Here is a 12,794-nt window from a genome sequence, read left to right as displayed (position 1 = left end):
ATCCTACGGTGATTGGCGCTTTAGCGCTTAAGCGTGGTGAAGCTGAGGCGATAATATGTGGGCTTAAAGGTCATTATGAAAATCACTTAACACATATAAGTGATATTATAGGGAAACGACCCGGTATACGTAATTATTCAGCGCTGAGTGCGCTCATTATGCAAGGTAAAACGATATTTTTCGCTGATACGCACGTTTCTTTCGATCCATCATCGGAAGAAATAGCGGGGAGTACAGTAATGGCAGCGAAGGTTTTGCGTTCTTTTGGCATTATTCCACGTGTTGCTTTGTTATCTCATTCTAATTTCGGCTCGCGTGATACAGAAAGTTCTTTAAAGATGCGTGAAGCCCTGAGTAAGATACGCAGGATGTCCGCAGATTTGGAAATTGATTTGGAAATTGATGGGGAAATGCAAGGAGAGTACGCTCTTTCCGATATTTTATGCAGGCGTGCTATGCCAAATACATCTCTTACTCACGAGGCTAATCTGTTAATTTTTCCTAATATCGATTCTGCAAATATTGCTTTGGGAATTGCAAAGTCAATCTCGGACGGTTTGCAAATCGGACCTATTTTATTAGGAGCAGCGTTGCCAGCGTATGTTTTGTCTCCTTCAATTACTGCAAGAGGAATTGTCGATATGGTAGCATTGGCAGTTGCTGAAAATTTTAGTAATATCGAAATGGACATAGATATTACAACTAAATCTCGATAAATAGCTCCCTTGAATACAAATCTAAGCTTATATAGGATTCTTTCGGTGTTCTTCATCTCTTGGGATGTATTGGGCTGACGTAAGTAGACATTGTAAGAATTCGTAGGATTTGGAACGTATCTTTTCTTAGCGGTTTTCCCTGGAAAATAGATACACTTCACAGGTAATCTGTGCTTTTACCGATTATAATAGTGAAGAGGTTTCCTATACACATCGCAACGTTTTGAAAATATTTTTGGATTTTTGTGCTCAAAACGGACTAAAGCCTATGGTTTCGCCATAAATAGGGTTTTATCTCATCTTGAGAAATGAATACCCCTCTGATTATCCATTGCATCCCCTAAAAAGTCGTTCTGGATGCTCAATATTTTGAAGGCAAAGTTATTCTATTATGGGAATCAATAAGTTTGATGAGATCATTGATGATCTATGGGATTTTTCTGAAAAACAAGGGTGTGAAATAGAAACTTTTATATATGATCCTATATAATTAAAACTTTAAAATGCTATAAAAGATTCTTGCGGTATATTCGGTGGTATTCGTTTTTTTTTAATTATATTTCTGTTTTTTTCGGTGTATTATTCGAAAAATCTAGATGCAATTCATCGTGTTTTGCGAGATCAGCGGGTCTGGTTAAGATAGGATGATTTTCCCCTTTGCTGCGAAATTTATGGCTAATGGGATATAAGCGATCGCGACCAAAGCTTTTGGGAGTGATTTTGGTTCCCGGAGAAGATTGTCGGCGTTTATGTTCAGAGCGATAGAAAAGATCTTCTACTTGATGGATTATATCGGGGCTATATCCTTTTTGTGAGATCATTACTGCAGGCATTTCATGTTCAGCCATGCATTTGATGATGTCATCAAGAACAGAGTAAGGTGGCAAGGAATCTTGATCTTTTTGATTGGGGCGAAGTTCGGCAGAAGGCTCTTTTTCGATGATTCTGATTGGAATCACTTTTTCAGATGGGCCTAATCCTTCAGGAAGACAGTGAGAATTACGCCAAGATGCCAGTTTATAGACTTCTGTTTTGTAAAGATCTTTTATGGGATTAAATCCACCGTTCATATCGCCATATAGTGTGCCATATCCAACGGATATCTCGGATTTATTGCCAGTCGTTATTAACATTGCCCCTAATTTATTAGAAATTGCCATTAAGATATTGCCTCTGATGCGGCTTTGTATGTTTTCTGCGACGATGCCGTCTATGTTTTCTTTGAAAAATTGTGACATCATGAAAAAGAAATTATCAACGATACCTTTAATGGGCAAAATATCGTACTGACAACCTAATGCTTTTGCGCAAGAAGCAGCGTCTTCTAAGCTATGGGCTGATGTGTATATATAGGGAAGCATGATTGTTTGTACATGTTCCTTTCCAAAAGCATCAACAGCCATTGCTGCACAAAGAGCGGAGTCAATGCCGCCTGAAAGTCCAATGATAACTTTACGAAAATCATTTTTTTTGATATAATCGCGCAAGCCAAGAACACAAGCATTGTAATTAGCTTCATCACATTCAGGGAGATATGCCTTTGATGTAGTTGTACAATACCAGCCGAATTTTGTATCGTATATCCAGTTAGTAATCGAACATTCTTCTTTAAATTGTTTCATCTGAAAAGCCAATTGATGATTGGAGTTCCAGCAAAAACTTCCGCCATCAAATACGAGTTCATCTTGTCCGCCAATTTGATTTGCATAAACTATTGGTAGTCGTGTGGCGACAACTTGTTTGAAGACAGTTTTATGACGTATTTTTAATTTATCTTGGCAATAAGGAGAAGCATTGAGAACCAAGAGAATTTCTGCTCCTTTTTTGGCTAAAAGTTTGCAAATTTTTGAGTCCTTCCAGATGTCTTCGCAAATGAGAACACCAATTGAAATGCCTCTAAATTGAATTGGATCATTGATATGTCCAGGTATAAAGATGCGTTTTTCGTGAAATTCATCATAGTTAGGTAAATTAATTTTATCGCGAATAGCAATTATATTGCCTGTGTCAAGAACTGCTACTGAGTTAAAAATACTGTCCTTATCTTGACGAGGAAATCCGACAATAATTCCTGGTCCATGATCAAGAGTATCGTTTTTTAAAGAATTAATTGCCTCATAACATTTTTGTACAAAATCTTTTTTAAGGATCAAATCCTCTGAGGGATAACCTGATATAAATAGCTCTGTAAAAAGGATAAGATCTGCTCCTTGATGGATTGCTTGTTTGCGAGCTTGACGCGCCTTGGCAAGGTTGCCAGCAATGTCTCCTACATTTGTGTTAAGTTGTGCTATGGCTATTTTAAATTTTTGCGATAAAGGATGATTCATGATTTTGTTGAATATTACATCTGTGTTTGAGTATATGGTCTATTCCGAAAAACTTATGATTAAGCGATCTTAAAAAATAAATTGGAACTTCTCTAGGTATCATATTCTTAAATTTTACAATAAGAGTTATATTTTTAAAAATTTCCTGTTTTAAAAATCAAAACTATATTTCTTTGAAAGAGGGGCAATAAAAAAAAGTTAATAGTCAATATAAAATGATATCCTAATATATTTTATAAAAGAATAATTCCCTTATAAGGAAAACAATCTTTCTTAGATAGCATGATTTAGTATAAAATCCCAAGGTTAAAAAAGATTTTGGGGAAAAGTTGAATGGAATAATAGATATTATAAAACGAGATGATTAATGGCTAAGCATTTAATTTTACCTATTATTTTTATCCATTTTAGTTAAATTAATACATTCATCGTATGTTTTTAAAGTACATAATAAAATGTAGATAAGCTAAGTTATTGGAAAAGTTTCTAAATTCTTTGGATATAATTATACGTGCAATGTGTTATGAATTGCCGGTATCTGATGCAATAAGAACAATTATTAGTCAATCGTTTGATTCTATTCGGGATGGAATTTCGTTGTATTACTGAATCTCAATAGTTAGGATTGAGTTTTTCGGAGAGCGTTGCTTGTATGATACGTTATATGCCACTTCGGAAGGTTGCTTTTTTTGACGGTTATTACTGCTCTATTTTTAGATATTCATGTGATTAAACCATGGGCATTGTATTGTGAAAAATACTCTAAATTTTTTTTTACGATGTTTTGTTTATTTCTGCTAGATCAGGAGGAAGAGACTCTTGTGTTAGCATCTTGATAGATTCCGAAAGACTGAGAGTTATTGGTGCTTGCGAGCCAAGACGGCGAATATTGACGGAACGTTCATCAGCTTCCTTATTTCCACAGACAATGATTACGGGAATTTTTTTTACAGAATGTTCCCGAATTTTATAGTTTATTTTTTCATTTCGTAGATCTGTTTCAACTGACAATCCGTGACTTTTTAAAAGATTTGTGACCTCTTTAGCATAATCACTGGCAGATGCAGTGATTGTTGTTACAACTACTTGTAATGGTGATAGCCATAACGGTATGCGTCCAGAAAAATTTTCGATTAAAATACCAATAAAGCGTTCAATAGAGCCAAACACAGCACGATGTATCATAACTGGTTGGCGCTTTTCAGAGTTGCAATTAATATAGAATGCTCCAAACCGTTCAGGAAGGTTAAAATCAACTTGCGTTGTTCCACATTGCCAGTCACGACCAATGGCATCTTTTAAAATATATTCAAATTTTGGACCATAAAACGCTCCTTCGCCGGGTAAAATTCCGGTTTGAATATCCCCATTAGATGAGATTTCAATAGTATTTAGGACGTCTTTCATGATATTTTCAGCCTCGTCCCATAATTCATCAGAACCAACGCGTTTTTCGGGACGAGTAGAAAGTTTGACCGTGATTTTTTTAAATCCAAAATCCTTGTAGACCGATACTATGAGATTATGGATTCGAAGGCATTCGTCTGCCATCTGCTCTTCTGTGCAAAAAACATGTGCATCATCTTGCGTAAATCCGCGGACACGCATTAACCCGTGCAAGGCTCCAGAGGGTTCATTACGGTATACAGATCCAAACTCTGCTAAACGAATAGGAAGCTCACGATAAGATTTAAGACCATGCTTAAAAACTTCAACATGTCCTGGGCAATTCATAGGCTTGAGTGCAAATGAACGTAAGTCTTCTATTTTGGGACTAGCGCATTGCACGGAGAACATGTTTTCTTTATACCAATCCCAATGACCTGATTTTTCCCAAAGAGATTTATCTAATACCTGAGGGGTGTTTATCTCTTCATAATCATCGCGGATTTTTCTGCGCAAATAAGCTATAAGCGTTTGGAAAATTTTCCAGCCATTTTTATGCCAGAAAATTACTCCTGGTCCATTTTCCTCAAAGTGGAAAAGATCCATTTCTCGGGCAATTTTTCGATGATCACGCTTTTCGGATTCTGCAAGAAAATCCAGATATTGCATCAGTTCTTCTTTGGATCTCCAAGCGGTACCATAAATACGAGAAAGCATAGGGCGAGAGCTATCTCCAAGCCAGTAAGCACCAGCTACTTTCATTAATTTAAAAGATAATCCAACTTGTCCTGTTGAACGCACGTGCGGGCCACGACATAGATCAAACCACTCTCCTTGATGGTAAATAGTCATATCTTGTTCTGCGGGAATTTTGTTGATAATTTCAATTTTATAGTCTTCATTCCGAGACGAGAAAACTGTTTTTGCCTGATTACGAGACCATTTTTCTTTATAAAAAAGAGAATTCTTACTAATAATCTCCTGCATTTTCTTTTCAATTTTAGAAAGATCACTTAGAGTAAATGGCTCTTTTTTATTAAAATCATAATAAAAGCCATTTTCTATCACTGGGCCAATTGCTACCTGGGTATCAGTCCAAAGATTCTGTACTGCCTCAGCCATAATATGAGCACAGCTATGACGAATTATAGCTAATGCTCGTGGATCTTCACGTGTTATGATTTCAACCGAACCTTCTTGTATTGGATCAGAAAGATCACATATCTTGCCATTAAATGCGATGGCAATCGCCTTTTTTGCAAGAGATTTGGATAGAGATTCGGCAACATAATATCCTGTTACATCAGAGGGAAAATGCCTAACTGAGCCGTCCGGGAATAGTAAACTTACACCTTGAGGCATTTAAAATATACCCTTTCCTAATTTTCTTCGCACACGCAAGAAAGTCAGAACCCATCCCAAAGAAAATTATCTTTCAGGCAGAACTTTTTGCACCGTCAATAAAACCATAGTCTTTGAGTTTAAAAGGAACAAGACGCTCTCTCACATAATAAGAAAAACTTGAACAATAGAGAAAGCAATAAATGATTGCCGCGTGGAGGATATTTTTAGTATGTAATTACAGATAACTGCAAATCTAAAATACGCCTAAAAGGTCTTTTTTCGTCACCAACTGGATTCCCCGCCAAGAGATAGATAGAACGAAAACAATTAGTTATCCAAAGATAACTCTGCCTATATTTTCAAATAAAATACTAGGATATAAAGGATAATACAGCATGAAAATGTGGAATTGTCAGTTTTTCAAACATAATCACAGCAAGCCTTGAAACTTTGCATTGACAAAATCAAAGTTTTTGATTTTTAGACAATTCCACAATAAAAAATAAAAATCCCCAGGATTCCAAGGAATTTTTCCAGTAAGATCATACTTACAACTTATATTAGGAGCATGCCTAATGCAATAAGCACCCTAATCATAAAATACTCCTAGATACAAAGATAGAAAAAGTAACCTAAAAGACCTTATGATGATTTTTCTTTTTCCATTTTAATGTTCTCTGCAGAGAATCTTCCAGTTTGTTCGTTTCTCACGAAATCGTAGGAAATAACATCGCCTTCTTTGAGGGTAGACAAGCCGGCTTTTACAACAGCGGTCATATGTACAAAAACGTCACCACCTTCACCTTGAGAACAATCTTCCGCTACCAGAAATCCATATCCTTTCTGATCGTCAAACCACTTAACTGTACCCCTTTTAGACACCACTAACATCCTTTCAAACTTAAACTAAATTTATTATCCCTCAACCAAACAAGGGACTGGAAATCGATTTTATCAAGAAAGACTAAGATAATACAGCGCCTGCCGCCTTATCTTACTATATGAATCAGTCATGATAAAAATCAATTACCATTTCTAGTTATGTGCAAAAAAGATCGTTTTGTCAAGATATGAAAGATGAACTTTTTATGGACAGATAGGCTCTAGAAACATCCACAGTTAAAAAGCTCTTTAGAAAAAATATGAGATACGGATGTGATTTAATGAAAAATCAGGATTTTGGAAAAAGAGTGAGTTAATATTGGATTCTGCATTTTATTAAGACCTAACATGAACGAAACCATGTATTGTGTGTTGTGGTAGCTAATAGAAATTTTCTCAATTCAAAACATTATTTCCAAAATATTCTTGATTTGGGAAAATAATTATATATTGTTTAAGACAGGTTATTTTTTATATATCAATTTTCACTAAGTTATATTTTTTATTTTAGGTTGAAATAATGTTTCGAAAAAAAATTTTTCTGTCGCGACTTCGTCATTTAAAGAAATGCGATGAAGGTGTTGTTCTTATTGTTACGGCGTTATTATTTTCTAGCTTTTTGGCGATCAGTGATTTGGCGCTAGGTGTTGCGGATATGATGCGAGAGAAGGACCTCTTCAAAGAGGTTGTTCATAATACGATCTATAATATGCCCAAAAGTTTCAGGGATGATTTTAGAGATGATAAACAAAAAAGAATCTCGTATATCCGCCAAAAACTCCGTCAAAATCTTGAGTTTGATAGTGCTTCTGGAAACCATTATTTGACTCCAGAGAAGATAGATTTTATTGCGAATCAAGCTGGTATACGCTCTCTAGTAGAAGGCGATAATTTTTATATCGGAATAAGTGTCAAGCATGAAATATTGCCTCAAAGTTTCATTTGGGGGGCGTTGTCAAAATTAAGAGGAGGATTGGAGGTTTCTGTAGAGGAGGCGGCGAAGTTTGAACAGCAACCTACTTGGATTTCGATAGTATATGGTTATGGACAGGGTAAGGACAATGAAAAGCGAACAGAAGAACAAGCGAAAGAAATGATTTTACAAAAACTCCTCTATGGAGATGATAATAACCGTGCACTCAATAAATGTGTGTCTTTTCATCCGTATGCAGGAAAACTATACAACAGATTTCTTGATAACCAATCTGAATACGCAAAGCTTTATTTTCCAAAAAAAGGCTTTTTTTCTGTAAGTAAAAAAGAGGAAATGGATGCTTTGTGGGAGAAGATTCAATTCAAGCAGTTGCATTTTAAACCGATCAAGATCAAGTTCAATGCCCGAGTCCGATCTCTCAAGAGCACACTATCTGACTATTTAGGTGTGACTCTGCCAGGAGGAAGGCCAGACCATCCTATGTCAACAGCGATATATCATGCTCTGAATCATATGAACATGCAACAAGAACAAAATAGAGAGTATAATTCTTGTGGATCAAGCAATGATTCTTTTAAACATCGTAATAAATACATTATTTTTATTGCTAAGAATTTTGAGCCAAAAAGCATAATGCCATACGATCCACAAATTATAAAAGACGTTTGTTTTGATATAAAGAAAAAGGTGTCTTTCTTGACTCTGGGGATTAATCCATCCGAAGAAGATCGAAATTTTTTAAAACACTGTGCCAGTACCAGTAACATTGCCAATGTCAGTAGTGGTAAGCCGTATTATTATGAAATAAGTACTAGTAATAGTGGTGCTGCTTGGCAAAATAATGTGACTCAGGTTGTGATGAACATACTAAGGGACATTCGGAATGAAAATCACAATAAAATTCGTTTATTACCAGTAAAATACAGATCCCTTTCATTAGGATGATCTCTAACTTAAGCTTTTTCTACATAAGTATAAGAGGATATAGGAGGATGATATTTCTTTCCTTCTTTTCTCATTCTTAAATGAGGTTGAGATAGAGTGATTTTTATTGTTTTTTGATATTAATGCTTCTGAAAAAGAGAGAACTGGCGGTTATCTATTTGCAAAATATGTGCGAATTTTCTCGGATATACGTAGACGAATAAAGCTTGTATTTTCCTAGTGAGTATAGAAGAAGCACATGCGAAAATCACGTATTTTTGTTGTAATTCGGGTAAAAAATTCTCATTAATGCATCTCATTTCAAAACGTCATCAATAAAATTTTGTACATCTTTTCAAGATTTTGTAGCTTAGAATTCGAAAGGAAGTTCTTTTTTTCCCGAAAGATGATTCTTAGCAATGCTAACTTTAAAAAAGAAACGGTTGAAATACTTTCTAAAAGTAGAGAAGATATAAATGAAATGCTCACCACGCAGACGCGATGGATGGCTAGAACAACTATAGCATCTACTGTGATGATAATCATGGGGGTCTTAGCGATATATTCATGAATATTTTTTTAAAGACATTAGATATATCCAAAAGCAACACTAATGCGGTTTCTGAACGTCAAAGTCATTCTTCAATTCGTTGACATGCTAGATCATATCCAATTTCTGCGATACTTCCTTAATTGTGCGTATCCGTCTGTTAATAGGCGAAGTTCTTTTAGCATCATGTCCGTTATAAAGACTTGAGGATTTTGTGGCTTGATTGAATCATTAAGAATAAGTGACCAATTTTTTCTCTTAGGGAGAAAAGGGAAGGTCATTTTTCATCTTTTCGGAGCCAAATTTTCCTTCAAGGGATTGTTCCATTGCGCTCAAATTTGATTGGATAAACTCGTATGCAACTTTTGCACCACGTAGAGCACGATTTTTGAAGTTAGAAAAGACTTGGGTGCCAAGAGTACATACCTCTGGCTTTTCATGACATATATTCCCTGCGTAACCAAGTGCGCCGGTTGTGACTGCAATCACATCTTGTATTTCGGTTTTGGAATAATCTTCTGTTGTTTCGGATGGAATTCCTGGATATAAGGTTGATAAAATAACCAATACCAACGATAGCCAAAAAATTTTTTTAGCAATGAAAAACATTCTCGCTCAACATCCTCTATCTTGCCCGTAAATATTTTCGGCGGATCTAAGCATTTTTTTCCTAACAACAATACTACAATTTTTACTAAAGTTATTATGAAAGATTTTCTTATAAATCGGATTTGGATCTCCCTTTCAACGTAAAGCATTTTAATGATTTTTGGAAGAGTTTTTTTACTTTTTGTTAACTAAAAAATATTGTTATCACAAATGAGTTATTAGGATAGAAATATGCCATGTTGTTATAACGTATAATGATGAACTATTAGTAATATTTTCAGGAAAATCTTATTGTTTTTTTTTCTGCGTTTCCTGTGTTTCAAAGAATAGGATTTCCTTGCGATAATTTTGATCGTTATGGTTTGTAAGTGCGTATAAAATTTTTCCGAATAAGCTACTTTGCTCAATCATGTTTATGTCGTGATCTAGTACGATTCATTTAATATTTTGATATTGATCAATACACATAAGGGATGGGCATCAAGTGGGCATCAAGCTTGGTATTTGGTTCATAAAGTATTTAGGATAAAGTTCAGGAATCGCAAAAATATATTTTTGTGCTTGGATGTACTTTTTTAGGGAAGAAGAATACGTGTAGAGAGTTTTGCTAATAATATTAAGCTATTGATTATAAAGTTTTATTAACTTTAATATAGAATATTTTAGCGATAAGATCCCATGTTAGGACTTATTTAAAGAGGTTTCTCACAATCATTTATTAAAGAAAAACCTATCAAAACCGGTTGCATTAGGATCTAAATATCATGGACGAGCCTGGTTTTGATGATAGGATAAGTTTTGAGTCATCTTTGCACTTGATAAAAAAAGGAATAAATTATTAATGATAAACCAATCTGTAGACATAGGGTTCCAAGCTCCTGACTTCACTCTGCCCAGTACTACTGGGAGCGATATTAGCTTATCTAAACTAAGAGGATCAAAAGTCATCCTTTATTTTTATCCTAAAGATGATACAAGCGGTTGCACTGCTGAAGCGATAGATTTTAGTAAATTTAAAGATGATTTTGAGAAAAGGTCAACTATAGTCATTGGCGTATCTCCAGATTCTATAAAAAGTCACGAAAAATTTTGTAAGAAACACGATCTTTCCGTTATTCTTGTCGCGGATGAACAGAAAATTGCTTTGACTGCCTATGGCGTCTGGAAAGAGAAGAGTATGTTTGGAAAGAAATACATGGGAGTTAAAAGGACAACTTTCCTTATTAATACTCAAGGGATCGTCGCCAAAATATGGAGTCCTGTGAAGGTAAGTGGACATGTACAGGATGTCTTAAATGCTGTGATATCCATATCCTAATCTGAAATATTGAACAAAAGCGCTGAGTGTTCCTGAGAAGTATAGAAGATTATTTGCTGCAATGTACTGCGTGTAATATTACTGTGCATACGATGTCAGAAGTCGTTCTATATCTTCTCAATCAGAAGCGTGTTGCAATTGTTGAATATGAAAAGAGATTTGGGGTCTCCATTAATAGAGTGATTGGCTCTTGACTTGAAGATAAGTTTTTCTACCTTGAAAAGGGATCTTCTGTTCAATATCCTGTCAAAATTGAGAATTTGGTTGATTCTTCTGGATGCGACTAGAGATCGCATAAATCTCTATAAGATTATGAATCCTATTGTTTGTGAATCTGTCTTTTATGAATTTAAGCCTATATTATTTTATCCTTTATGTTCTCAAAAACGAAGGGACAGAAAATAATACATCAGTGTCCTTGCGTTCCAATCCTGCTTTGTCTTTTTAAAAGAGATAAAAGATATGGATTTTTCCCGAGAAAATTTTTTGGCAAAATCTTTTGCAAGCTCTTTGAAAGTAAGGAAAGCCTTTATAGGAAGTATTGCAAAATATAAGAATATATTTTTATATCTCTACCTTAGAGGATGAGGATATAAAGTCGTTACATTACCAGATAGAAAGAGCAATGATATAGTTTGTCTTCACATAAAAAGCCTTAAAAAGGGTATATTGAAATCTAGAATGGTAAAAAGGCATGTAACCGAGAAATATCAAAAACTTTGAGGACTGCGGGATAGAGATTTTCTTTTCTGAAGAGTTGCGAAAATCTATACTGGAAATATTGAGGATTATTCGTTACGTTTTGAATTCCGTTCGCTGAGGCAAAATATAAAAATACGATGGTAAACGAACCAAGCATCTTGAAAGTGAAACAATTGAATCACTGATGGGTAAAATAAGGGAATCATAATGCCCCTATTTGCTCAAGTTTTCTCAGAACTCTTTGGCTTGGATTGCTGGTCTCAGGCAAGTGATAACGTAACTCAAAATTGCGCACTGCCTTACGCGTTTTTTCATCGATTATGCCATCTATATTAACATTATTATAGTCCATATTTCTAAGACCTTTCTGGATTTTTTTAACCAGATTGGTATCAATCGAATTATGATCCTGTGATTTTTTTGAGATATCATCAAATTCTCTTTTTTCGGATTTTTTAATAAGATTAGCAATCGAATCATTCGACGAAGATTTTAGATTCGAGCTAATAGGGGAAGATCGTTTAAATAATTTTTCTCTAGAAACAATATGTTGTCTCTCGCTCTTTTGCAAAAGATCTAAAAGCAAATCACTCGGAACGCCATCAGAGGGTATACCTATTTTTTTTTGAAAAGAGAGGATCGCTTCTATAGTATGATTGTTCAATTTGCCATCAGGCAATCCTTCATAAAGACCATGTTGCTTCAATTTGTTTTGTATTTCTTTCAGCAAAGCAATATCTTTCTCGGAAAAAGACTGACGAGTTAACGAAATAGCATCATAGTCGTCTGCTAATTTTTCAACATTAAAAGTTACAACTTTTTCCTGAGAGGTATTTATTGGATTGTTTTTCATACCCAAAATAATGCGATGAGATATGGGATTGCGCGTAACAAATATTGGCGAAGGATGCATTCCTTTCTGAAACCACAATGCATTCGAAAATATCCATGCAAAAACGATGAGATATCCTATCGCTATAGATATATATAGGAAATAACGAGATATAATTTTTCTGAACATTCCTATGATTTGAGAAAACAAGCCGCGCAGAGTTGATTTATCACCTCTTTCAGAATCTTTGCCAATCTGATTATTCAT

9 protein-coding genes are annotated in these 12,794 nt (G+C 35.0%); 4 read left to right on the top strand and 5 right to left on the bottom strand.

The genetic code is table 11. The features are described 5' to 3' along the window. The coding region (locus tag H0G72_RS01865; protein ID WP_259345093.1) for a phosphate acyltransferase at positions 1-716 on the top strand (716 nt) is incomplete at its 5' end. 554 nt (positions 717-1,270) lie between these two features. On the opposite strand, the gene H0G72_RS01860 is transcribed toward H0G72_RS01865, so the two are convergent. The 3 genes from H0G72_RS01860 to H0G72_RS01850 form a co-directional block, all read right to left on the bottom strand. Beyond that, positions 1,271-3,046, bottom strand: a complete 1,776-nt coding sequence (locus tag H0G72_RS01860; RefSeq protein WP_182017049.1) for an NAD+ synthase — start codon at positions 3,044-3,046, stop codon at positions 1,271-1,273. A 774-nt stretch (positions 3,047-3,820) separates the two neighbouring features. Beyond that, a complete protein-coding gene (gene thrS, locus H0G72_RS01855) occupies positions 3,821-5,794 on the bottom strand; it encodes a threonine--tRNA ligase (protein ID WP_182017047.1) in 1,974 nt (657 codons plus the stop codon). Positions 5,795-6,418: 624 nt separating this feature from the next. Beyond that, on the bottom strand, positions 6,419-6,667 hold the full coding sequence (locus H0G72_RS01850; protein ID WP_182017045.1) for a cold shock domain-containing protein: 249 nt from the start codon (positions 6,665-6,667) through the stop codon (positions 6,419-6,421). Between the two features lie 511 nt (positions 6,668-7,178). On the opposite strand from H0G72_RS01850, the gene H0G72_RS01845 reads away from it, so the two are divergent. After that, positions 7,179-8,537 (top strand): hypothetical protein, encoded by a 1,359-nt coding sequence (locus H0G72_RS01845; RefSeq protein WP_182017043.1) that lies wholly within the window; start codon positions 7,179-7,181, stop codon positions 8,535-8,537. Positions 8,538-9,324: 787 nt separating this feature from the next. Here H0G72_RS01845 and H0G72_RS01840 read toward each other — a convergent pair. Beyond that, complete coding sequence (locus tag H0G72_RS01840; protein WP_182017041.1) at positions 9,325-9,675, bottom strand: DUF5330 domain-containing protein; 351 nt, start codon at positions 9,673-9,675, stop codon at positions 9,325-9,327. Positions 9,676-10,516: 841 nt separating this feature from the next. On the opposite strand from H0G72_RS01840, the gene H0G72_RS01835 reads away from it, so the two are divergent. Then, positions 10,517-10,993: a peroxiredoxin gene (locus H0G72_RS01835; RefSeq protein ID WP_182017039.1), complete on the top strand. Its 477-nt coding sequence runs from the start codon at positions 10,517-10,519 to the stop codon at positions 10,991-10,993. A gap of 26 nt (positions 10,994-11,019) precedes the next feature. Beyond that, the gene (locus H0G72_RS06415) at positions 11,020-11,187 is read left to right on the top strand and encodes a hypothetical protein (RefSeq protein ID WP_409049311.1); all 168 of its coding nucleotides are present in this window, start codon (positions 11,020-11,022) and stop codon (positions 11,185-11,187) included. A gap of 710 nt (positions 11,188-11,897) precedes the next feature. On the opposite strand, the gene H0G72_RS01830 is transcribed toward H0G72_RS06415, so the two are convergent. Further along, complete coding sequence (locus H0G72_RS01830; RefSeq protein ID WP_182017037.1) at positions 11,898-12,794, bottom strand: peptidoglycan-binding domain-containing protein; 897 nt, start codon at positions 12,792-12,794, stop codon at positions 11,898-11,900.

The sequence above is a fragment of the Candidatus Liberibacter sp. genome (genome assembly GCF_014048425.1).
Taxonomy (GTDB): Bacteria; Pseudomonadota; Alphaproteobacteria; order Rhizobiales; family Rhizobiaceae; genus Liberibacter.
Note: the sequence above shows the minus strand (reverse complement) of the source record. Positions and strands in the feature narration are given on the sequence as shown.